Origin of the sequence: Sedimenticola selenatireducens DSM 17993, assembly GCF_000428045.1 — a bacterium.
Taxonomy (GTDB): domain Bacteria; phylum Pseudomonadota; class Gammaproteobacteria; order Chromatiales; family Chromatiaceae; genus Sedimenticola; species Sedimenticola selenatireducens.
Map to the genome: position 1 here is coordinate 86698 of NZ_ATZE01000021.1, position 23067 is coordinate 109764.

Consider the following 23067-nt stretch of genomic DNA (forward strand, 5'->3'; position numbering starts at 1 on the left):
AGATCTCTTCGCCCCATAATGGGTCGCGCCCTTAATTGTATTTAATCACTTTATTCAAATTAAACTCCTTGATCCGGCGATAGATTGTGCTTCGTGATAATCCTAAAATCCTAGAGATCTCAGCAATATTGCAATTGGTTTCAACCATTGCCCGTCGCAAGCAATTAAGCTCAGCATCTTTTATCGATAAGGAATGCCTCTTATGGATTTCCGCACCGGATTCAGCCGATAGTTCTGGAGGAAGTAACTCGCTCTTCTTCTGTTCTTGCGTTGCAGTTCCCACGAATGCCGCGGAATTCTCACCAACTGTGGCGTATTGACGAATTCGTTCTGGTAGATTAGTGACTTGAATAACGCCTGCAGGACTTGTCAGTTCTGCCATCTCAAGTACATTTTCCAGCTCCCGGATATTTCCGGGCCATGGATAATTTTTAAAATGCGACATAACTTCTGGTGAAATATGGACTATTTCCCTGCCTGACTTCTTTGAAATGCGTTCTAATAAAACTGAACTCAACTTCTCGATATCGCCGTGCCGATTTCGTAGCGCTGGTACATTTATTTCCACTACACTCAAACGAAAATAGAGGTCATGGCGAAAACTAAGATCGTTTCCTTTCTCGTAAAGATTTTCGTTTGTAGCAGCAATTACGCGTATATCCAGTTTAATGGGTTTAGTATCACCCAAGCGGGTGATGGTGCCATCCTGTAACACTCGAAGAAACTTGGCCTGCACATCCAGCGGCATTTGGCTGATTTCATCTAAAAACACCGTACCACCATCGGCAAGTTCCAGTTTCCCTGTTTGACCACCTTGACGTGCGCCAGTGTAAGCTCCACTTGCATACCCCATAATCTCTGATTCTATTAGATCCCGCGGGATTGCGGCGCAGTTAATTGCTACAAAAGGACCATTTTTTCTGTCACTAGCATTATGAATTGCATGTGCAAAAAGCTCTTTTCCTGTTCCAGTTTCTCCAGTAATAAGAACACGCGCATCAGAAGTTGCGGCGACTTTCGCTAGATCTACTTGAGTACTTAACGAATCTGATATGCCCACAATATCGTCAAAGGTGTACCCCGCTTTAAGCCCGGATGCTTTCCGCACACCATTTAGAAACGTCTTTTTTTCACTCAGAAACAGCAGTGATCCGCAATGCCCTGATTCACCTTTGACCGCATAAGATTTGAGCATTAAGAAATTACGTTTTCTATTTTTTTCAATTGGTACTTCTACTAAAGGCAGGGACTCACCAGTTTTCGCTGTCTCCAATATTTCCCTAATTTTAGGAAAAAGCTTTACGACGCTTTGATCTCGCAATGTATTTATGTCCATCCCGATCAAGTGTAAAGCCTTGGCGTTCGCATGCGTGATGTTTCCATTGCGATCCACCATAATGATGGCTTCCGATATACACCGCAAAATTGAATACATAAGCTGCTCTGACTTCTTTTTTTCATTCGTCGAATGCTTGCGCTTCAGAGCGTCGGTTATGGCGCACGCCGTTGATATCACCATGCCCAATGTATGTTTATGCGTACTGTGCGACTCTCCTGATAACGTAATTACACCAATAAGCTGTCCGCCTGGTGAAGTGACCGGTGCGGAGGAGCATGTCCATGAATGATGCCGGGCATTGAAGTGTTCTGCCCCACTAACCTGAGCAGGCATTTTGGTCGCCAGGCAAAGTCCTATTGAGTTGGTTCCTACCTCCATTTCAGTTCGGCAGCAACCTTCTACATAGTTATTTTTCTTTGCGAATTCGACTGCATCCTGGTCTCCAATAACACCCAGTACGATACCGTTATTATCTGCCAGCGTAAAAATAAACCCGGTATTTTTTAGCGATAATCTAAGCGACTCCATGATGGGAACAGCTGCTTCAATGAGAGCACTATTCTTCTCTTTAATAATGGCAATACTTTGTCGTGTAATTTTGACATTTGCCTTGTGTGAGTCTGGCCTCAACCCAAAAGCGATAGAACGCTTCCACGATTTGACTATTTCCTGACGAATCGAATCGTTTTCCACGCGTCCAGAAGAGAAAAAAAGCTTCCACGCCTGTATTTGTTTGGCGTGAATGTCGCTACTTGCAATATATGTCTCATTATGAGACTCAGCAATGGCAGTCATGGCATACCCGTCCTACCTTGTCTAATCAACACTGTTATAGATCGTAGATTGAGCTGGAATGCTTCGTCTCAGCAATATTTATACCATATAGAATATTTACCTATTCAATATCGCTCGTTGTATAAATCTTTCACGTTCAGCACTTGTAGCTCTACCCTCGCCAGTCATAGCTTCCATGAAGTTAAAACATCAATAATTCGTCCCAATTCGACAGGTATACCAAATTGATACAAATTTATCGCAGCAAGGGTAGATAACATTTAGTGGAGTCACGAATTACGCTCCATCAGCATGAGTACGGCCAGGACTTTCTCCGTAGGAAAATGAAAAAAACGATAGCAGGCGTTATCATAAGGCATTGAATATCTAGTATTTATGTATTTGTTATTTATTTATTCAGCTCTCCCTTTCTCATCGTGATTTTTTTGCACAACTAAACATGGCGCAGGTATTGCTAGACCTGATTACGGAATCAGGTTCATTCGATTGTGTGTATAAATTCATCTTAAGGAGATGCGAACAATGAGCAATTTAAGGATTGGCTGGATTGGTCTTGGTAAAATGGGAATTCCAATGGCCAAAAATCTGATTGACAAAGGGTTCTCTCTGGTTGTCTACAACCGGACGAAGGAGAAAGCAACGGAACTCGTTGAACTGGGCGCCAAGTTAGCCGGCTCTGTTGCCGAACTTTCAGCCGAAGTCAATATTGTCATATCGATGATTTCTGACGATGATGCTCTCAAGAGCACCGCCCTTGGCAATGCAGGGGTGCTGCAAAATGCCAAACCTGGAACTATCTTTATTGATATGAGTACCGTTTCGCCCAAGGCTTCTGCCGAAGTGGCGGAAAAAGCAGATGAATGTAATATCCCCTATCTTCGTGCCCCTGTATCCGGTAGTACCGTAGTTGCTGCGGCTGCACTTCTGACTATTTTTGCCTCGGGACCACGGAACGCCTACGAGACAAGTACCCCCCTTTTCGAAGCAATGGGAAAGGCATTGTTTCACGTGGGAGAGGGTGAAGAAGCACGCTACCTCAAGTTGACGCTGAATATGATGGTTGGAACAACAGCGGCAATGGTTGGGGAGGCACTTGTGTTCGGTGAGAAGGGCGGCATGGACTGGAACCAGATGATCGAGATCATTGATGCCAGTGTAGTCGCATCCCCGCTGGTTAATTATAAGACGGAAGCGCTGAAACAACGTGATTTTGCTCCCGCATTTACAGCTTCTCAAATGGGAAAGGACTTCGATTTGGCGCTGGATACCGCGCGCCAGAACGATACTCCTATGCCATTAACTTCCCAAATTCGTCAAAACTGGAGCGCTATGAAGGCTCAGGGCATGGGAGAACAGGACTTCTTTGCCTACGTTAACCTGCTTGAGAAACTTGCAGGCATAGAGCAGTAGGCATAACCCGCTTTTACCTAAAAAAAGGAGAATCTCATCGGAGGTTCTCTTTTTTTTTCAAACTTAAATCAAGTAGAGCAAGATTATGAAATTACAGGATTCCAGTCTATTTCGTCAGCAGTGCTTTATCGATGGTCAATGGTGCGACGCCGATCGGGGAGAAACCATTACCGTTACTAATCCCGCCAGCGGAACAGCAATCGGAACGGTTCCAAAAATGGGCAGGGACGAAACCCGTAACGCCATATATGCAGCCGAGCGAGCACAGGTTGCCTGGCGGTCTATAACTGCAAAGCAGCGTGCCGTTATTTTACGTCGATGGTATGAGCTAATCCTCGAGAACCAGGAGGACCTAGCCGTTTTGATGACCTCTGAGCAGGGAAAGCCACTAAGCGAATCCCGGGGTGAAATCGCTTATGGTGCATCCTACATAGAGTGGTTTGCTGAAGAGGCCAAACGGGTTTATGGGGACACTATTCCCGCACCGGCCTCGGACAAGCGTATAGTCGTTGTAAAGCAACCTGTAGGTGTGGTCGCAGCAATTACCCCGTGGAATTTCCCCAATGCAATGATAGCCCGCAAGTGCGGTCCTGCTCTGGCAGCCGGATGTTCCATTGTCGTCAAACCTGCAAGCATGACGCCTTACTCCGCTCTGGCTCTTGCGGAACTGGGAAAACGCGCAGGAATCCCTAACGGAGTGCTCAATGTTGTAACTGGCTCGGCGTCGGCCATCGGCGAAGAACTAACGTCAAACCCTATCATAAGAAAGCTAACCTTTACCGGGTCAACTGACATCGGCAAGGTTTTAATTCGGCAATGTGCCGATACAGTAAAAAAGGTTTCGATGGAACTGGGTGGTAATGCGCCCTTTATCGTATTTAACGACGCTGATATTGATCAGGCCGTTCAGGGCGCAATTGCCTCGAAATATCGCAACACCGGCCAGACTTGTGTGTGTGTCAATCGCATATTAGTACAGGAAGGGATACATGATGAATTTGTTACAAAACTGGTAAAAGCGGTCAGTCTATTGAAGGTTGCAGATGGTTTTGAGGAAGGCTCCCAACAGGGTCCTCTGATTGATATAAGTGCAGTAGAAAAAGTTGAAGAACATATTGCCGATGCCAAGAAAAAGGGGGCCAGTATTGCTTTTGGTGGTGAGCGACACGCATTAGGTGGTACCTTTTTTCAGCCCACAGTATTGACCGGTGTGACTGCAGACATGGATTGCGCCCGAGAAGAGACCTTCGGTCCATTGGCCCCGATTTTTAAGTTTGCTAACGAAGACGATGCAATTCAAATGGCCAATGCCACAGAGTTTGGCTTGGCTTCATACTTTTACAGTCGCGATATTAGCAGAGTCTGGCGTGTCGCAGAGGCTTTAGAGTATGGAATCGTTGGCATCAACGAGGGCATTATTTCTACTGAAGTGGCGCCATTTGGTGGCATCAAGGAGTCGGGTAATGGCCGCGAAGGTTCTAAGTATGGCCTGGATGATTACATGGAGATCAAGTACCTATGCATGGGCGGTATAAGTACTGAATAAACTGGTTAAACTATACCCTGTCTAGTTTAACTAAGGGTGAAAAGGGAGGCATAATGCTGCCTCCCGGCCATTTCGTATTACCTATGCTCACTTCCGATTTTTCTCCCCATTTGTCTTCGTTTATCTGTGACTATTGTGAAACATATGTAAATCGCTAACGCCTCAGTTATTTACAGTAATCATATATGTTCGCTAATAAGATGTGATATTTGAATCTGTATTTCATCATTTTCATTCTGACACACCCATATCAAATCTAATCATTTGTCCGACATTGCCGTCGCAATGTCTATTGGCAATGCACAAATAGTAGTTAGATGTTACCGCCAGACAAACACTAAATGATGGCAATAAACCGGCCATTTCAGAATTTTTTCCAATGACACTGAACGCGAATGCATCGATGGCATGATGGTTGCAACACGTGCGTAACGGAATATCCGTGTTGCGTAATTGCAATGTTCAATAGGTACTACTTAGTCGACCAGGAGAAATAAAATGCACTACATCGTTTATTGCCAAGACAAGCCAAACCACGTTGAAAAACGTCTGGCCAATTATGATGCACATAAAGCGTATCTGATGGGTAACCCAATCAAGTTTCTTATGTCCGGGCCAATCGTCGACGAGGAAGATCGTGAAACTATGCTGGGCAGCTTTTTTCTTGTTGAAGCTGACAATATTGCAGAAGTGGAGGCTTTTAACAAAAACGATCCATTTTATGCAGCAGGTATCTGGGAAAGCATTCATATTAAGCCTTTCCATAAGCGTGTAGATAATATCTCCGCAAAATAATCTTCCGGGTATTTAAGAAGCAAGTGTTACGGGAGTGGCATAATGGCAAAAAAGGTTAAACTCAAGCACGAAGCCCCATGGATCAAGATTCAATCTAGTGCAGAGGATTGGACAAATCTTGGCCGCAGTGGATTAATGAAGATATTTCATCTACTGCATCTGATCCGCGCTTTTGAGCAAGAATTGCTCCAGTTGGAAAAAGAAGGACTGACTCATGGCCCAGTGCATTCCAGTATAGGGCAAGAGGGTGGAGCCGTTGGTTCTGTGCTAGCAATGCAAGCAACGGATCAAATGAATGGCTCACATCGTGGGCATCACCAGTTTCTTGCCAAAGCGCTTGCCTATGTAGGGGTATTCGAGCTTGACCCTTGCCAGAATGCAGCTCCCGAACACATCAAAGAAGTGCTTCAAAAAACATTGGCCGAGATTATGGGACTCGCCCAAGGGTATTGCTGTGGGCGCGGTGGATCGATGCATTTGCGGTGGAAAGATGCCGGGTGCCTGGGCACCAATGCCATTGTCGGTGGTGGCGTACCATTAGCAGCGGGCGTCGCATGGTCACGTAAACATCAAAATTCTAATGATGCCGTGTTCACTTGCTATGGCGATGGTAGCGCGCATATTGGTTCTGTGCAGGAGAGCCTTAATCTTGCAGCGATATGGAAACTTCCACTCTGCTTCTTCGTTGAAAATAATGGTTATGCGGTTGCTACCACCGTAGCCGAATCAGCCCCAGACCCGCGCTTGTCTCTGAGGGCGGCAGGATCATCAATACCCGCATTTCTAGTTGATGGCATGGATCCGGTGGCAGTTATGTTAGCCACCAAAGAGGCGCTTAAACATATGCGGGCGGGTAAAGGACCGGTAATGATAGAGGCAGAAGTATATCGCTATTTACATCACAGCGGTGGCTTTGCAGGAAGTGCTTTTCGGTATCGAAGTAAGGAAGAGGAAGAACAATGGAAAGCCAGGGATCCCTTACTGCGGGTCGCAATGGAGATGAAGGAGCGTAAATGGCTTACCGATGCCGAAGAAGAGCAAATTCAGAATGATGTGAAAGCCGCAATGATTGAGGTCGCTGGCCGATTGACTGATGGCCAGTACGGCAAGCGTTCCATTATCGAGTCGCTGTGGCCCAAGCCTGAGTTTTGTGATGTCGGCATTCGAGGTGATCTATCAGAGTTTGAGGGAGCCAGGTTTGTAGAACAGTCTGCATTTACCGGCAAGCTAGAACCTCGTAAATTTGTCGACATCATTGCCGACGTGATGCACAAGCGAATGGAGGAAGATCCTCGCATATTCTGCCTAGGAGAAGACATACACCGCCTTAAGGGTGGCACAAATGGAGCTACTCGCGGATTGTCGGAGAGATTCACAAACCGTGTTCTTCCAACCCCTATTACTGAAAATTCATTTGTCGGAGCCGGTGGTGGGGCCGCAATGGACGGTCACTTCAGGCCAGTTATTGAGTTGATGTATCCAGATTTTGTGCTAGTCGCTGCAGATCAGGTATTTAATCAGATCTCTCGTGCGCGTCATATGTATGGCGGCCAGACTCCTATGCCGGTTGTCCTCCGAACAAAAGTTGCGATGGGGACTGGCTACGGTTCGCAGCACTCCATGGATCCGGCCGGTCTATATTTTAATTGGCCCGGTTGGCGCATAGTTGCCCCTTCTACTCCTTACGACTATGTAGGATTAATGAACAGTGCATTGCTTTGTGAGGATCCAGTATTAGTGATTGAGCACGTCGACCTGTACAACCAAATCATGGATGCACCGGCTGATGACCTTGATTTTTTTATTCCCTTAGGCAAGGCCAAGGTCATTCGGTCAGGGTCTAAATTCACTGTTTTGACGTATCTCGATATGGTTCATCAATGCATTAATGTCTCGGAACAACATGGATTTGATGCAGAAGTAATCGATCTCCGCTCATTGGATCGAGCTGGTATCGATTGGGATACCGTTGGTGAAAGTATAAGAAAGACAAACAACGTCGTGATTGTCGAGCAGGGGTCAGTTACTGCATCCTACGGCGGCAATCTTAGTGACGAGATCCAAAAACGGTTCTTTGATTATCTTGATCAGCCGGTGAAAAGAGTGGTTGGTGGAGAAGGGTCTCCAAGTGTCTCTAAGGTGCTTGAAAACGCAACCACTGCAGGCAGAGATGAGATTATCGAGCGTTTTAGTGAAATGGTCCTAGAACAGGGGCAACCCTTGCAACTGGTGAGTTAATCGTTAAAGCGCAATAGTCATCGACCGAACGCGCATTTTACAGCTCATTTATGATTTCCCATGTACTGGTTTGCCTTTGCGCTATCGCCAGAGGACAACTTTGATTTAGATACCCGTTAATAGCGGGCTTACTGCGGAGAGATAGAGTGAACAGTTCACATGGATTGCCGGGGCTTTGTGGCATAGATCATATTGGATTGACAGTTCCGGATCTGAATCAGGCGATTGATTTTTTCGTCGATGTTATCGGCTGTGAGCCATTCTACGAGCTTGGCCCATTTTCCTCTGATGACGATTGGATGGCCGTGCACCTAAATGTTCATCCAAGAACAGTCATGAAAAAGCTTAGATTTCTTCGCTGTGCCAACGGGTCCAATTTGGAGTTATTTGAATACGAAACTCCAGACCAGAACCCTCAACCGCCTTCCAACAGCGATATTGGAGGACACCATTTAGCATTTTACGTCGATGACATGGATGCTGCATTGACCTTTCTGCGAAAGCGGGATGTAAAAATCCTAGGGGAGCCTACCGTGCGTGATTCTGGGCCAAGCGGAGGGCAGACCTGGGTCTATTTTCTTGCACCGTGGGGATTACAGCTTGAACTCGTGAGTTTTCCCGGTGGAAAACAGTACGAAAAAGAGACCACCACAAGATTATGGCACCCAAAGTATCCATCTAGATAACAACATTAATTTTATCCACTTTGAATAGCGGCATGAGTAGAACACTTTAGGAGATAGAAATGCCAATCGAGATAATGCTGCCTGCGTTAACGGCGGATATGACAGAGACCAGAATTGACAATTGGCTGGTTTCAGAGGGAAGCAAAGTGAACAAGGGTGATGTGCTGCTCGAAGTCGAAACCGACAAGGCAGTAGTCGAAGTAGAATCCGAGTATTCTGGCAAGTTGGGTAAAATATTAATTGGTAATGGAGAGATCGCAAAGGTAGATCAATGCATTGCAGTGTTGTTAGAAGATGGAGAGAGCAATGCGGATATAGACCAAATTCTAGTTGGTAATAAATGTGAGGCTAGCGTAGAAATAGAAAAGGTTTCTCATGCAATACCAACTACTGTCGCTCAGAAATCTGCGCTTGCTACTAACTCCAGTAGTAACAGAAACAAACGTATTTTTGCAAGCCCACTGGCGCGGCGTATCGCCCAAGAGCATGGCATCGACCTCTTATCTATCAGCGGCACTGGCCCACACAACCGAATCGTAAAGAATGACATAGTTAGCGCCATTACTCATCAATCTCAAACAATATTATCAAAGGGAGAAGTCGTTACTACTGCGTCAGCGCAAACGGATGATATTCCCAATTACGACGTAATACCCAATAGTGGTATGCGAAAAGTAATCGCAAAGCGCCTTGGTGATTCTAAGCGTGATATACCACACTTTTACTTAACCGTTGATCTAGAGTTGGACGCGCTACTTGCGTTAAGGCAAGAACTGAATGATCGAACTTCACGCGTCACTAATCCCATTAAACTCTCTGTAAATGATCTGATTATAAAAGCGTCCGCTTTGGCATTAAGAGACGTTCCTGATGCCAATTCCAGTTGGTCTGAAGATGCAATCCTCCGCTACCACGATGTAGATATCGCAATTGCAGTGGCGACGGAGTCAGGTCTTATCACACCGATTATTCGTAATGCGGATCAGAAAGGGCTCGGCACCATCTCCAAAGAGATGAAGGCCCTTGCAGAGAAAGCGCGCAACGGAAAACTTCAGCCCCATGAATATCAAGGAGGGGGGTTTACCATCTCCAATTTGGGGATGTTTGGAATCAAAAGCTTCTCTGCCATTGTAAATCCACCACAGTCCTGCATTTTGGCAGTAGGTGCAGGTGAGCAGCGAGCGGTAGTGAGGGATGGTGAGTTGGTGGTAGCTACTGCGATGACGTGTACCCTCTCCGTTGACCATCGCTCGGTGGATGGCGCTATCGGCGCACATTTCCTAAAGGCATTCAAAGACTATATCGAAGACCCCATGGCAATGATGCTTTAAGTCACTTTATGGATTGTATGACAGTCCTCTAATTTCGTAGTAGGTAAAAGATAAATGACTAATCAGAAATATGATATTGCCGTTGTTGGTGGAGGGCCAGGTGGATATGTCGCAGCGATCCGGGCAGCGCAATTAGGTAACAAAGTCGCCCTAATTGAAAGGGAGCACTATGGCGGTATCTGCTTGAACTGGGGCTGCATACCAACAAAGTCTCTGCTTCAGTCTGCGGAAAGATATACCCAAATCAAGAACGCATCTAGCTTCGGTATTAATGTCACTAACGTCAGTATTGATATTAAAGCCATCGTCGCCCGTTCGCGTGCGATTTCACAAAAGCTGGGCGATGGGGTACGGCATCTATTAAAGAAAAACAGGGTAGCAACATTTGATGGACACGCGACATTGTTACCAGAGAAACGGCTCAGTGTGACTAGGGCGGATAAAGGTGAAATGATACTGCATGCCGATAATATCATTATCGCGACTGGTGCAAGAGCAAGAAACGTATCTGGTCTTGAAATAGATCGAGACTACATCTGGAGCTACAAAGAGGCGCTGGTTCCTGATGAAATTCCTCAAAACTTATTGGTCGTTGGATCTGGTGCAATTGGCATGGAGTTCGCAAGTTTCTTTTTGAAACTAGGCGCTAAGGTAACTGTGGTTGAAATGTTACCAAAGATCCTTCCAAACGAGGATGACGAAATTTCAGCTTATATGGAAAAGTCACTCGTTAAGCAAGGAATGATAATCTTCACCGATAGCAACTTAGGCAAAGTCAAAAGATTGCACAACGGTGTGGAAGTACACATTGAAAGAGGTAATGAAAAATCCACTCATATTTTTGATCGCATCATAAGCGCTGTGGGAGTCGTTCCAAATACAGAAGAACTGGGGCTCGAGCGTTGTGGAGTCCAACTCGATGAAAATGGATTTATTAAAACAGATTCTCAAGGGCTCACAAGTTCACCCGGGATATATGCCATCGGTGATGTTGCGGGTGCACCCTGTCTAGCACACAAAGCCAGCCATGAAGGTATTGTCGCGGCCGAAGTTATCAGTGGAAAAACCAATCACACCAAACCCACCAGGGACAGTATCCCTGGCTGTACCTACTGCCATCCACAAGTAGCTAGCATCGGACTGACAGAACAAAAAGCAAAGGAACTGGGGCTAGAGACCAAAATAGGCCGTTTTCCATACTCTGCTAATGGAAAAGCTATGGCCATGGAAGAAAGTGAAGGTCTAATCAAAACCATTTTTGATGCCAGGTCAGGTGAACTTCTTGGAGCACACATGGTGGGCGCCGAAGTTACTGAAATGATTCAGGGGTTTGGCATTGCGAAGTCACTGGAAACAACAGAGGCGGAACTGATGAATACCGTATTTGCACATCCGACACTCTCAGAAATGATGCATGAAGCGGTATTGGACGCATATGAGAGAGCGCTCCACCTCCATAGATGATGCACGCGTTTGGGCTTTTTTGTACCAGAACATAATGATGTATTAAGCGGCAAAAGGAAGTGTCGTATTTTTCGCGGATTAATCCGGTGAAAATTAAAAGAGAACCAATATCCGTTTTTTTGGTTTGTGTGATTAGGTAAATATAGGAAATATTTATTTTTATCAGCCTCAAGCAAAACCAGAGAGTTTTGTTTTTAAGTTACGTGGAGTGGATAATGAATAAATTAATGATTGGAACGGTGCTTTTCGGTCTGTCGTTAAGCGCAAATGCTGGAGGTCACTATGTTCCCGGAGTTGAAGGCGTAAAAGGGCCGTCGGTGCCACCACCAGGCAACTATTATCTTGGCTACCTGGTAAGGTATGACATTGATGCATTAAAGGCGCCGGGAACGGACGCCGACATTCCGGTCAGTAATAAAGGGACAGTCACTGCGATATCAAATCGCTTTGTGCATATTTCAAATACAAAAATATTGGGGGCCGACTACGGAGTTGAAGCAATCGTTCCAATAATTAACAAAGACTTTAATTTCACTGCCGCTGGCTACGCCAATGAAAAGACCGCTATAGGCGATATTTATGTTGGTCCCGTCGTGCTTGGTTGGCATGGTGATCGCTGGGATGCAGTAGGTGCAGCAGGTATTTGGCTGGACACAGCAAACAGTGGTGAGCTTGCTTCGGCAGGTGATGGATTTAAATCTGTCATGCTGACCGGGGGCGTCACTGCTTATTTGAGTGAGGACAAAAGCCTGTCAGCATCTGGCCTGATGCGATACGAGACGAACTCCGAAAATGATGCAGGGTTTGAGCCGGGTGATCAAATTACTTTTGAGTGGGGAATAGGTAAAAAAATAAATAGCAATGTGGAAATCGGGTTGGTTGGTTACGATCAGTGGCAAGTAAGTAAGGATAAGGGGACTGGCTCCACGGCTAACAAATTCAGCAAGCATGCAATCGGTGTAGAGGGGTCTTACTTTTCACCCGCGATTGGTGGAATACTCAAAGCCGCATATTATAATGAGTATGATGTAGAAGCTGGCAGTGGCCCGGCACCCACTGGCGATACTATTAGGCTGACCTTCATCAAGCCGTTTTAAATGGTATGCGCGGTTAAGGAGTAGTGAAGTTCTATTTAGTGGTTTTCCTAAAAGCACAGTGACCTTTTAGAACACTTCCTTCCAGTCGAATTCACACCGCGCATGTTACACTAACCCAGGAAATAGCGCCCGAGCAGCCATAAATGCTCGGGCGATTTTTTAGTAAGGGGCCATTCTAGTGATCGAAGATCCACTTTTCTATCTGTGTGCAATTCCAGCCGTACTTATATTTGGTATGTCTAAAGGAGGTTTTGGCGGAGGAATGTCTGTCGTATCGGTACCCCTGATGGCGCTGGTAGTTCCACCATTCCAAGCCGCTGCGGTACTACTTCCACTACTTGTAGTCATGGATATTGTCGCAATGTGGAGCTTTCGTGGTGAGTGCTCAAAAGACAATTTGAAGATCATACTGCCCGGTGCAGTCTTGGGTATTCTAGTTGCTACACTTTCATTTCAATATCTTTCAGATGATTTGATAAGGCTACTAATTGGCGTTATTGCAGTTTCCTTTAGTCTGAACTATTGGCTGAACAAAAAAAGCAGGAAAACAAGAGGAATTAGTAGGATTCGAGGAACATTTTGGGGCGCGCTGTCCGGCTTCACGAGTTTTAGCGTTCATTCTGGATTTCCGCCTCTCAGCGTTTATATGCTGCCTCAACAACTAGACAAAACCATTTTAATGGGAACCTTTGCGTGGTTTTTTGCCGTCGTTAATTTTATCAAATTGATCCCCTATTTCTCGCTTGGTCAATTTGACAGTACCAATATGATGACATCATTAGTGCTCGTTCCACTAGCTCCTATCGGTGTTCGACTTGGCTTCTACCTTCTTAATCGCGTCAACGTACGACAAACTTATCAAATACTTTATTTTTTTCTTTTTGTTGTAGGGCTTAACCTCCTCTACAAAGGCGCCACGGGTATTATCCATTAATCTATGTTGAAAAAATGCGAAAGAACCCGTAGGGAACCATGTGGTAACTGGCGGATTCCAGTATCTCGACCAATGATTGAGATTGCTATTGCGTAGTTTGGTAAAGTTTTAAATTGAGTTGCTATTCCAGACGAACATGGACATCCGCAGAATAATCCTATTACTCCTATTGTCTTTTGTTTGCGCTGAAAGAAATAATTCCTGCATCGGGAACTTCACAATCGTCTTGTGATTTTTTAGTCACCTTGCAGTTATCTGCGATCTGCATATAAATGCGGTAGGCTATAGATTTGAGCAATATGGCAATGCTCCAAGCGACGTCACTGACCACTTTTCGCTCAACCTTGGGACACTCATAAGTCTGGATTTACTCAGTAAGTGAGACAGATGACGTCAGAGGACAAGTACACGCCATTTACCTAAACAACGAAATCTTTGCTATACATGGACAAACAACGCTTAAGGACTTGGTAATCCTTCATGCCAATTTGGTTCCGCATCTCCTGCTCCGCTTGATAAACTGCGTCCCGAAACGATTCTAACCAGGTTAAACCCTTAGGCGTAAATACAATAATGCGGGCACGCCCGTCACTCGGGTCTGGAAGCTTTTCAACCATCCCCATCGTCTCCAGTTGGCTGACTAATTGCGCCATAGACTGTTTTGTGATGTTAGCTCGGCGTGCCAGTTCAGTAAGACGCGTACCTTCAAGATCTAGGTTGCGGGTCAGGTTGACATGTGTAATTCGCGTTTCAGTATGCCCTGACTCCGCCAATATATTTATTACACGGGATTCGAACCTACTGACCGTATTATTTAGCAACCTACCGATGTTTTCCCGTCGCCATTGAGTTCCAAGTACGGGTGGTGTGATTTCAAGTTTATTTGTCATTTTATGCGCTTGTGTTGAACTGTAAAATATTGTTGGGGTTGAGGTACTCAACAAGATCACTACACGCCGTTATCGTTGCTGAGTCACAGCTCACCATAGACCAATTTTACGATATCACAAAGAAACTTGACTATTTAGTCAGTCTAGCTGACTATATAGTCAGTAAGACTGACTAAATAGTCAATCTTACTTGGGATGTGAAATCTCATAGCTACCTCTGGAAGTAAGCAACATTGGGTAGAAAACAAGTAGCGGGTCTATCAGGTAAGCATGTCTGCCTATTGGTCACCCGCGACCTTTAACTATTTTACTGATTTTAAAGGTAAACCAATGAATAAACTTAAGAATACGCTATTAACAGCTTGTTTGCTGACCTTGGCCCAAGGTGCTCAGGCCGCTGAAGTCAATCTTCGCTTTGTACACTTTTGGCCGGCTCAGTCCGCTATCGGGAAGCACTGGCAGGCTTGGGCAAAGTCCGTTGAAGCAGTCTCCAATAATCGCATCAAAGTCGAAGTTTATCCTTCTCAAACTCTAGCTAAGGCGCCAAAAATCTATGATGCCGTAATCAGTGGCATCGCCGATATTGGTGTCACCGCTCAAGGTTATACCGCTAATCGCTTTCCCCTGACCCAGATAGTCGAGTTGCCTGGCCAGACGAAGAGTAGTACCCATGGCTCCTGTTTAGTTCAGACCTTGCTGGCAGACGGTGCTATCAACCAGGAGTATGACGAAAGCCACCCTCTATTTGTGTTTACCACTGGACCCAACTATCTCCATAGCAAGGGTAAAGCTGTGCGCACCCCGGACGACCTCAGAGGACTGCGTATCCGCCGCCCCACCGCGGTGGTGTCTGAGCTATTGGCTGATGCAGGCAGTCAGCCTGTGGGCATGCCTGCTCCACAAACCTATCAATCCATGTCTCGTGGAGTCATCGATGGTGGCATCCTGTCTTGGGAGGGTGCTAAAGCTTTCCGGCTGAACGATCTAGCAGATCATCATACCGAGTTTAATTTTAATACGTTGTCCCTAGTCATGACTATGAATAAGCAAACCTATAACGGCCTGCCAGACGATCTGCGTCAGGTGATCGATAATCATGCCGGGCTGACTTGGGCCATCAAAAGTGGCGAAGTGATGGATGCCGAGGACACAGTAGGCCGGGAACAGGCCGTGGCACAAAATCAGACCATTATTACTATTGAAAATGGGATTAATAACCCTCAGTGGAAAGAATTCGTAGACCGGGCTACCAACAACTACTTGGATCAAGTAGGAGGTCCTGCACGTAACGTGTATCTCCAGATGCAGAAGTTATCTAAAACCTGCAAGATCTGACGTGGTGGGTTTTATGCGAGTGCTGTTTAACACTATCGATTCCATAGCGCACTGGATGCACAGGGTGAGTGGTTTATTGCTCATCCTGATGATGGCCGTGGTGGTAGTTGATGTATCCACTCGTACGATTTTTTCTCTCAGCGAGGGAGGCTTCGATCTCACTTTTCGTGGTGGTATCGAGCTGGTGAGCTTGGGCTTATTGTATTGCATATTGTTATCGATGCCCCACTGTGTGGATAAGGGACAGGTTGTGGTCGACCTGTTTACCCAAGGCTTCTCGGCAACTCTACAACAGAGAATCGGTGGCATTTACACATTGGGGTTTGCGGCCTTAGGTTTGGCGATGAGCTGGCGTTTCCTGATTGCTTATGAAGACGCGCTAGTGACCCAGGAAGTTTCTCAGGATCTGATACTACCGATGTCGAGAATCTATCTAGTAGTTATCGTCGCAACTTTATTCCTCGGCATGCGCAGTTTGCTCGTGGGTATTCGAGATCTGTTGCTAATAACAAATCGGTGAAGTGGTTACGACAAATAATGCTTTACCGCTTTCAGCGGATAAATCCTTAGCTCTAAAAGGTAATGTAAGATGAGTGTTCCTCTAATCGGCCTGGCCTGCATGGCCGGAATGCTGGTGTTTATCGCCCTGCGTTGCCCTATTGCTTTAGCTATGGCGTTAACAGGGCTGATCGGATTCACCTGGATTGTCGCTTTCGAACCGGCAATGTCGATCCTTGAATCCGGCCCCTTTGAGGCCCTCAGTAACTATGGGTTCAGCCCCATTCCTATGTTTATTCTGATGGGAGTTTTCGCTTCCAAGGCACGGATGTCGACGGAGCTATTTAATGCGGCTCGGTCTTCGTTTGGATCTTGGCGCGGAGGTATGGCTTTAGCATCGGTGATTGCGTGCGGGACCTTTTCGGCAATCTCTGGTTCCTCGGTAGCTACCGCAGCTAGCATGTCCCGAGTGGCGCTTCCCGAGATGAGAAAGCATGGCTATGCTGATTCTTTGGCGACCGGAACGCTAGCAGCAGGCGGAACCCTGGGGATTATGATTCCCCCTAGTATCGCGTTGCTGCTTTACGCTCTGATCACCGAGCAGTCAGTGGGCAAAATGTTTATGGCTGGCGTCATTCCCGGCCTACTAGGGCTGGGGCTTTATTGCGCCACAATCATCATCCTGGTGCACCTGAACCCGGACTTGGCTACGCCTGGACCGTCGACGAATTGGCGAGAAAAAATTATCGGTATAGCGGGGTTCGGTCCCTTCATGTTGGTGTTCGCCATCATTATAGGTGGCATCTATATGGGCTTTTTCACGCCCACCGAAGCAGCGGCGATCGGCGCATTCGTAGCGATGGTTATTGCGTTCTTGCGAGGGATGCGGATGACCGGTTTTCGCGAAGCGGTAGACGAGACCCTGAAACTGTCGGCGATGATTTTCTTTATGATCCTTGGAGCCGAGATCTTCGGCTACTTCCTATCCGTGTCACGGATCTCATTTTACCTAGCCGAGATGGTTGGCAGCATGGGACTGCCGCCCTATGCCGTGCTGGCAGCAGTGCTGCTGCTGTTTATTCTGCTGGGGTGTGTGATGGACAGCCTAGCGATGCTATTGCTAACAGTGCCGGTGGTATTTCCGCTAATTATTGAGGCTGGCTTTGATCCTATCTGGTTTGGCATTGTCGCGGTTATCACAGTGGAGCTGGGTCTAATCACGCCGCCAGTGGGGATGAATGTATTTGTTATCAAGAGTGTGGCGCCACAGATACCCATCGGTCAGATCTTTAAAGGGGTATTTCCCTTCGTGCTATCCGACGTAGTGCGGCTAGCATTGTTGATCCTGTTTCCGTCACTGGCCTTGGCGTTGCTCTAAGGTCAACCGCCTTGATTAGAGGGTTGGTCAACTTGATAGTGATGAGAAGAATGAAAAAGCCAATGAAGGAAAAGTAATATGCTTAATAAACTCAAATGCATTCTTTACGCCTCTGACTTTGGGTCCGATTCACGAAAAGGATTTCGAATGGCAGTGACATTAGCCAGAACCAATCAGGCTAGGCTGATTTTCATGCATGTAATCGAACCGCTTGGCCAGAGGGAAGAACGGCTTATCAACAGCTACATGACTGAAGCACAGTTCAAGGCACAGGAATCTGAAGGGATAGAAATAATTCGTGAGGAGATCACAGTACGCATTCAGAAATTCTCTGCTGAAGAGTTACCAGTCGATGATGAATTTTCTCATGCACAGCCAGAATGTCGCATCGAACAAGGCAGACCGGCGGAACAGATTATCCGGGTCGCTAAGGAAATCGATGCGGATCTGATTGTTATTGGCACCCGCACTCATTCGACGCTTAGCCAGATCCTGGTCGGCTCAACGGCGCACCAGATGTTGTTCTGCAGTGACCGACCGGTGCTGGTCGTCCCCATGGAGGGAGACCATAACTGCTAACCCAGCTATGCAGTAGGTCATCTTATCTAATTATTTACGTATTCAATTGTTACCACTTCAATTAATAACGGCCTACATCGCTACGATCCCACAGATCATGGAATAACTTTAGCCTTAAGTTATTTGAATATTGTAACTTCATTTTTTAGATTGGAGAAAATTGATGAAAATTATTGGCATTGAAGAACACTGGATCTCAAAAAAATTCGAATCTTTGTACCCTGCACCAGGAAGACCAGGCAGTGATGCCCCGATTGAGGTTTTGACCGATATCGGCGAGAAACGTATCAGCGTATTGGACAAAGTTGGGATTGACCTTCAGGTTCTCGGCCATGGCATGTTCCCTGCAACCAGCGCCACGATCGGCGATATTCAGGCTACCAATGATCAGGCTGCAGAGGCCACGTCCAAATACCCAACGCGGCTTGCGGCGTTTGCCGCCCTGCCGCTAGCCAGTGCAACCGATGCAGCTAACGAGCTCGAACGCACGGTCATTCAGTATGGATTCAAGGGAGCGATGATTAACGGCACGATTGATGGACAATTTCTCGATCACCCTCGCTTTGAACCACTCCTCGCAAAAGCCGAAGAGCTTGGAGTTCCTCTTTATCTACATCCGGCGTACCCGGTCCCCTCAGTTAGCGACGTTTATTACAAGGGTGAATTCAGCGACCTCGTCGGGTTCACGCTCGGATCTACCGCAGCAGGGTGGCATTGGGAAGTCGGTTTGCACGTGCTACGGATGATTGTCGCCGGGGTCTTTGATCGCCATCCGAAACTCCAAATTGTTATTGGACACCTTGGTGAGCTTATTCCATTCTACTGGGAACGTATTCAATTTTGGCTCGAGCCTAGGGCTGAGGGGCTAAAACTCCCGGTCCGTGAATACTTCCCCCGCAATATTCACGTCACGACCAGCGGATACACCACCATTCCTCCCTTACAATTGGCATTGGAAATATTTGGAGCCGATCGGATCATCTTTTCAGTTGATTATCCTTTCAGCCCAATCGCTCCTGCCGTCAACTGTCTGGAAATAATGCCTGTAAGCGAAGAAGACCGTATAAAAATCGCAAGTGGTAATGTTTCGAGGTTGCTGAACCTTGACTAATCCACTTGAGAATACCGGTGGATGCACTGGCATTGGTTGGAGGGTTCGTTTGTGTTAATGCCAGCGACATATTAATCGATTCTGTAATATAGCGTGGACTTGCGGCCTATAAAACTTCAGGCCATACGGATACTGAATCCGATTAGCATTATCTCTACCTATAGATAGATATTGGTATAAATAACGCAATTTTGAATAAACTTTAGTGTATCAACAATCACCTGATATACAGGTGATTGTTGATTAAACAAGCGGACGCTTGATCATGGTACTAAGGGCAAAATTCAGCGCCTATGCACGTTTGTCACGAATTGATCGACCAATAGGTAGTTTTTTATTATTGTGGCCTTGTCTTATGGCACTTTGGCTGTCGGCTGGTGGCGTACCGGATTATAATGTGCTGATCATCTTTGTGGTCGGCGTGTTTATTATGCGGGCTTGCGGTTGCATCATTAATGACTATGCTGATCGCAATCTGGATGCTCATGTTGAACGGACTAAACTACGGCCATTAGCCAGTGGTGAAATCTCAGTTTCGGAAGCGCTGGGACTATTTGTATTACTCGGACTATTGGCATTTGGGTTGGTCTTAATGCTGAACCCACTAGCGATCAAGCTCTCAATAGTCGGCATCTTGCTGACTATAATTTATCCTTTTTCTAAACGTTTAACTCACATGCCACAAATGCTCCTAGGTATTGTTTGGAGCTGGTCTATTCCCATGGCCTATGCGGCTCAAACAGGGGGCCTTCCCTCTGAGGTTTGGTGGCTATTTTTCGCTAATTGGTGCTGGACCGTGGCTTATGACACCATGTATGCCATGGTGGATCGAGATGATGATTTAAAAGTAGGTATCAAATCAACAGCGATCTTGTTCGGCCACTATGATCGGCAGTTCATTGGGCTGTTTCAACTGTTCACGTTGGTTTGCTTTTTAGCCGTTGGCGTCATCGCTGATAGAGGAGCGTTGTATCTTACTGGCCTGGGGGCTTTTACCATATTTTGCCTTTATCAACAGAAACTCATTTTTACGCGGGATCGGCTACTATGTTTTAATGCTTTCCTCAATAATAACTGGGCTGGTATGGTGTTATTTGTTGCGCTGGGCGTAGACTATCTAATCTATCCTGGATAATTCACCAAGTTGATCGCTATGAACCGCCAAAAAACAAGATACCTCTCTTACACCATGAGGTGCATAGACCTGTTAAGGGCGCGTACGATATATCTAACTCAAACACTTTTAGCATCTATTGCACCGCGAGGAATTTTGCGCTTTTTATGATGCGAAGTATCGTTGCGCAAAGAAGCGCCCCTAACTTTTTGTGAATCAACTAGTTGTAATTGATAACTTTGTTCAAATTATACTCTTTGATGCGTCGATATACCGTGCTTCGGGAGATACCAAGAATCTTGGATACCTCAGCGATATTGCCATTCGTTTCGACCATTGCTTTCTGGAGACATTTGAACTCCGCATTCTTGATCGACAATGACTCGATTTCGTTTTCCACCGACGATTCCGTTTCGCGAAATGGCATATGAATGGAGGCTTCTGCGGGCATCTGCAAAGGGTCACGAGTAATGGCACCAAGAAAGCCCGGAGCGCATTCCGATGGGGATTCACTGATCATTTTTTGCCCATGCTTTAAAATTCTTTCTGGAAGATTTTCTGCATGAATAGCCCCATCATGGCTGGTGAGCTCTGCCATTTCCATAACGTTCTCCAATTCGCGAATATTGCCCGGCCAGTTATAGCCCAGCAAATAGGTCATCGCATCTGGAGCAATTTGGACACATTCCCGCCCTGACTTTTGAGAATTCCGCTTCAAGAATTCCGTACTTAGGCGTTCAATATCGCCTGGTCGATCACGTAGAGACGGAACCTGAATCTCAATCACACTAAGACGAAAATATAGATCCTGCCGGAAACCCTGGTTGACTCCCTTTTCGTACAAATCTTCGTTTGTGGCTGCGATTACGCGAATATCCAATTTTATAGGCTTAGTGTCTCCAAGGCGGGTTATGGTGCCATCCTGCAATACGCGAAGAAACTTTACCTGCACATCCAGGGGCATCTGGCTTATCTCGTCCAAGAACACGGTCCCGCCATCTGCCAATTCCAGCTTGCCGGTCTGCCCCCCCTGTCGTGCCCCGGTAAAAGCTCCGTTTGCGTAGCCCATAATTTCCGATTCGATCAGATCACGAGGGATAGCGGCGCAGTTTATCGCAACAAAAGGCCCGTTCTTGCGGTCACTGGCGTTATGGATAGAATGGGCAAACAATTCTTTGCCAGTCCCCGTTTCACCGGTAATTAGTACGCGTGAATCTGAAGCTGCCGCAGTTTTAGCTAACTCCACCTGACGACGCAAAGAATCAGCCCCGCCCACAATGTCCTCAAAGCAATAGCCGGCCCTCAGGCCAGAGGCCTCACGAACGCGGTTTAAATACGCCTTCTTTTCTGTTAGAAAAAGCAGTGAACCGGTATGGCCTGACAAATCCTGAACAACGTAGGATTTAACCATCAGGAACGCACGCTTGCGGTTTTTCTCAATGGGTACTTCAACGGAGTTCAACGACTCGCCGGCAGTGATGGCATTAAGAAGGCTTTGGTTGCGTGGAAATATCTTAGAGACACTCTGCCCAAGGAGGGTCTTAATGTCCATGCCGATCAGGTGCAGCGCCTTATGGTTCGCATGTAGAATCAAGCCCTTGGAGTCGACCATAATAATCGCCTCGGAAATGCACCGAAAAATTGACTGAATCAGCTGATCCGCTTTGCGTTTCTCTTTAATGGAGTGCTTTCTTTTGAGGCTATCCGATATCGAATTAGCCGCCGATATTACCATTCCGAGTGTATGTTTATGAACGCGATTGGACTCCCCCGATAGGGTGATAGCACCGATTAGCTCGCCCTCGGGCGAGGTTACCGGAGCCGATGAACAAGTCCACGCGTGATGGCTTGCATTAAAGTGTTCGGGACCACTGAGCTGGACCGGTTTTTTACTGTACAGACAGAGTCCAATCGCGTTGGTACCGACTTCTCTTTCAGTCCGACAGCACCCTTCCACGTAATTGTTCTTTTTGGCGAAGGACAGTGCTTTCTCATCTCCGAAAACGGCCAGCACAATCCCGTTATGATCCGCAAGTGTCAGGATGAAACCCGTATCTTTCGCCGCCAGTCGCAGCGACTCCATCACTGGTTCAGATGCTTCGATTAACTCGCTGTTTTTTTCCTTTATTATCTTAATGCTTTGATGGCTAATCTTGACGTTCGTCTTGGGGGCATCAGGACGAAGCCCATGCCTAACGGAGCGTTTCCATGATTCGATAACCTCATGACGAATAACTTTCCCATCTATCTCCCCGGTAGAAAAGAATTTAAGCCATGCCTGGCGCTGTTTCTCATGAAAATCGAGTACCTGATCCACCGATTCAAAGTGAGCATTCAAGTTGGATTTGGCTAACATGGCATCCTCCACACGACCCGCTGTTTGCATACATATTGAGAAGCATTTCAGCCTGTCCAACTCTTCCTTGTTCGGGTTGTTATATCCTCGCGGCATTCTCAGGCTGACACAGGTGTATCTTGCAGACACAAACATACATCAGTATCGAATGTAATTCAAGTTTGACTGCTA

18 protein-coding genes are annotated in these 23067 nt (G+C 46.4%); 15 read left to right on the plus strand and 3 right to left on the minus strand.

Annotation, left to right across the window (positions count from 1 at the left end; translation table 11 throughout):
- Nucleotides 1-31: 31 nt before the first annotated feature.
- Nucleotides 32-2134, minus strand: coding sequence for a sigma-54-dependent Fis family transcriptional regulator (locus tag A3GO_RS0115120; protein WP_029134116.1), 2103 nt, complete (start codon nt 2132-2134; stop codon nt 32-34).
- A gap of 522 nt (nt 2135-2656) precedes the next feature.
- On the opposite strand from A3GO_RS0115120, the gene A3GO_RS0115125 reads away from it, so the two are divergent.
- The 9 genes from A3GO_RS0115125 (at nt 2657) to A3GO_RS0115160 (ending at nt 13635) form a co-directional block, all read left to right on the plus strand.
- A complete protein-coding gene (locus tag A3GO_RS0115125; RefSeq protein ID WP_051302414.1) occupies nt 2657-3544 on the plus strand; it encodes an NAD(P)-dependent oxidoreductase in 888 nt (295 codons plus the stop codon).
- Between the two features lie 85 nt (nt 3545-3629).
- A complete protein-coding gene (gabD, locus tag A3GO_RS0115130) occupies nt 3630-5090 on the plus strand; it encodes an NADP-dependent succinate-semialdehyde dehydrogenase (RefSeq protein ID WP_084610126.1) in 1461 nt (486 codons plus the stop codon).
- A 498-nt stretch (nt 5091-5588) separates the two neighbouring features.
- Nucleotides 5589-5885: a YciI family protein gene (locus tag A3GO_RS0115135; RefSeq protein ID WP_029134119.1), complete on the plus strand. Its 297-nt coding sequence runs from the start codon at nt 5589-5591 to the stop codon at nt 5883-5885.
- A gap of 42 nt (nt 5886-5927) precedes the next feature.
- Complete coding sequence (locus tag A3GO_RS0115140; protein WP_029134120.1) at nt 5928-8123, plus strand: alpha-ketoacid dehydrogenase subunit alpha/beta; 2196 nt, start codon at nt 5928-5930, stop codon at nt 8121-8123.
- A 146-nt stretch (nt 8124-8269) separates the two neighbouring features.
- Complete coding sequence (locus tag A3GO_RS25815) at nt 8270-8809, plus strand: VOC family protein (RefSeq protein ID WP_157606836.1); 540 nt, start codon at nt 8270-8272, stop codon at nt 8807-8809.
- Between the two features lie 59 nt (nt 8810-8868).
- On the plus strand, nt 8869-10140 hold the full coding sequence (locus A3GO_RS0115145; protein ID WP_029134121.1) for a pyruvate dehydrogenase complex dihydrolipoamide acetyltransferase: 1272 nt from the start codon (nt 8869-8871) through the stop codon (nt 10138-10140).
- A gap of 54 nt (nt 10141-10194) precedes the next feature.
- Entirely contained in the window at nt 10195-11604 is a 1410-nt protein-coding gene (gene lpdA, locus A3GO_RS0115150) for a dihydrolipoyl dehydrogenase (RefSeq protein WP_029134122.1), read from the plus strand.
- A 215-nt stretch (nt 11605-11819) separates the two neighbouring features.
- The gene (locus A3GO_RS0115155; protein WP_051302416.1) at nt 11820-12701 is read left to right on the plus strand and encodes a SphA family protein; all 882 of its coding nucleotides are present in this window, start codon (nt 11820-11822) and stop codon (nt 12699-12701) included.
- Nucleotides 12702-12879: 178 nt separating this feature from the next.
- Nucleotides 12880-13635: a sulfite exporter TauE/SafE family protein gene (locus tag A3GO_RS0115160; RefSeq protein WP_037375569.1), complete on the plus strand. Its 756-nt coding sequence runs from the start codon at nt 12880-12882 to the stop codon at nt 13633-13635.
- 419 nt (nt 13636-14054) lie between these two features.
- On the opposite strand, the gene A3GO_RS0115165 is transcribed toward A3GO_RS0115160, so the two are convergent.
- Entirely contained in the window at nt 14055-14525 is a 471-nt protein-coding gene (locus A3GO_RS0115165; RefSeq protein ID WP_051302418.1) for a MarR family winged helix-turn-helix transcriptional regulator, read from the minus strand.
- A gap of 330 nt (nt 14526-14855) precedes the next feature.
- On the opposite strand from A3GO_RS0115165, the gene A3GO_RS0115170 reads away from it, so the two are divergent.
- The 6 genes from A3GO_RS0115170 (at nt 14856) to ubiA (ending at nt 20561) form a co-directional block, all read left to right on the plus strand.
- Entirely contained in the window at nt 14856-15860 is a 1005-nt protein-coding gene (locus A3GO_RS0115170) for a TRAP transporter substrate-binding protein (RefSeq protein WP_029134126.1), read from the plus strand.
- Nucleotides 15861-15873: 13 nt separating this feature from the next.
- Entirely contained in the window at nt 15874-16380 is a 507-nt protein-coding gene (locus A3GO_RS0115175; protein WP_029134127.1) for a TRAP transporter small permease, read from the plus strand.
- Nucleotides 16381-16449: 69 nt separating this feature from the next.
- The gene (locus A3GO_RS0115180; RefSeq protein WP_029134128.1) at nt 16450-17736 is read left to right on the plus strand and encodes a TRAP transporter large permease; all 1287 of its coding nucleotides are present in this window, start codon (nt 16450-16452) and stop codon (nt 17734-17736) included.
- 78 nt (nt 17737-17814) lie between these two features.
- On the plus strand, nt 17815-18315 hold the full coding sequence (locus tag A3GO_RS0115185; RefSeq protein ID WP_029134129.1) for a universal stress protein: 501 nt from the start codon (nt 17815-17817) through the stop codon (nt 18313-18315).
- A 163-nt stretch (nt 18316-18478) separates the two neighbouring features.
- On the plus strand, nt 18479-19426 hold the full coding sequence (locus tag A3GO_RS0115190) for an amidohydrolase family protein (protein WP_029134130.1): 948 nt from the start codon (nt 18479-18481) through the stop codon (nt 19424-19426).
- A gap of 265 nt (nt 19427-19691) precedes the next feature.
- Nucleotides 19692-20561, plus strand: a complete 870-nt coding sequence (ubiA, locus tag A3GO_RS0115195) for a 4-hydroxybenzoate octaprenyltransferase (RefSeq protein WP_029134131.1) — start codon at nt 19692-19694, stop codon at nt 20559-20561.
- Between the two features lie 199 nt (nt 20562-20760).
- Here the strand turns inward: ubiA and A3GO_RS0115200 are convergent, their stop codons facing one another.
- Nucleotides 20761-22896: a sigma-54-dependent Fis family transcriptional regulator gene (locus A3GO_RS0115200; RefSeq protein ID WP_169720414.1), complete on the minus strand. Its 2136-nt coding sequence runs from the start codon at nt 22894-22896 to the stop codon at nt 20761-20763.
- Nucleotides 22897-23067: the final 171 nt, after the last annotated feature.

Bases quoted from the DNA above. Each gene is read 5' to 3' on its own strand.
- A3GO_RS0115120 (WP_029134116.1), bottom strand. From the start codon at position 2,134: ATGACTGCCATTGCTGAGTCTCATAATGAGACATATATTGCAAGTAGC.
- A3GO_RS0115125 (WP_051302414.1), top strand. From the start codon at position 2,657: ATGAGCAATTTAAGGATTGGCTGGATTGGTCTTGGTAAAATGGGAATT.
- gabD (WP_084610126.1), top strand. From the start codon at position 3,630: ATGAAATTACAGGATTCCAGTCTATTTCGTCAGCAGTGCTTTATCGAT.
- A3GO_RS0115135 (WP_029134119.1), top strand. From the start codon at position 5,589: ATGCACTACATCGTTTATTGCCAAGACAAGCCAAACCACGTTGAAAAA.
- A3GO_RS0115140 (WP_029134120.1), top strand. From the start codon at position 5,928: ATGGCAAAAAAGGTTAAACTCAAGCACGAAGCCCCATGGATCAAGATT.
- A3GO_RS0115145 (WP_029134121.1), top strand. From the start codon at position 8,869: ATGCCAATCGAGATAATGCTGCCTGCGTTAACGGCGGATATGACAGAG.
- lpdA (WP_029134122.1), top strand. From the start codon at position 10,195: ATGACTAATCAGAAATATGATATTGCCGTTGTTGGTGGAGGGCCAGGT.
- A3GO_RS0115155 (WP_051302416.1), top strand. From the start codon at position 11,820: ATGAATAAATTAATGATTGGAACGGTGCTTTTCGGTCTGTCGTTAAGC.
- A3GO_RS0115165 (WP_051302418.1), bottom strand. From the start codon at position 14,525: ATGACAAATAAACTTGAAATCACACCACCCGTACTTGGAACTCAATGG.
- A3GO_RS0115170 (WP_029134126.1), top strand. From the start codon at position 14,856: ATGAATAAACTTAAGAATACGCTATTAACAGCTTGTTTGCTGACCTTG.
- A3GO_RS0115175 (WP_029134127.1), top strand. From the start codon at position 15,874: ATGCGAGTGCTGTTTAACACTATCGATTCCATAGCGCACTGGATGCAC.
- A3GO_RS0115180 (WP_029134128.1), top strand. From the start codon at position 16,450: ATGAGTGTTCCTCTAATCGGCCTGGCCTGCATGGCCGGAATGCTGGTG.
- A3GO_RS0115185 (WP_029134129.1), top strand. From the start codon at position 17,815: ATGCTTAATAAACTCAAATGCATTCTTTACGCCTCTGACTTTGGGTCC.
- A3GO_RS0115190 (WP_029134130.1), top strand. From the start codon at position 18,479: ATGAAAATTATTGGCATTGAAGAACACTGGATCTCAAAAAAATTCGAA.
- ubiA (WP_029134131.1), top strand. From the start codon at position 19,692: ATGGTACTAAGGGCAAAATTCAGCGCCTATGCACGTTTGTCACGAATT.
- A3GO_RS0115200 (WP_169720414.1), bottom strand. From the start codon at position 22,896: ATGTTAGCCAAATCCAACTTGAATGCTCACTTTGAATCGGTGGATCAG.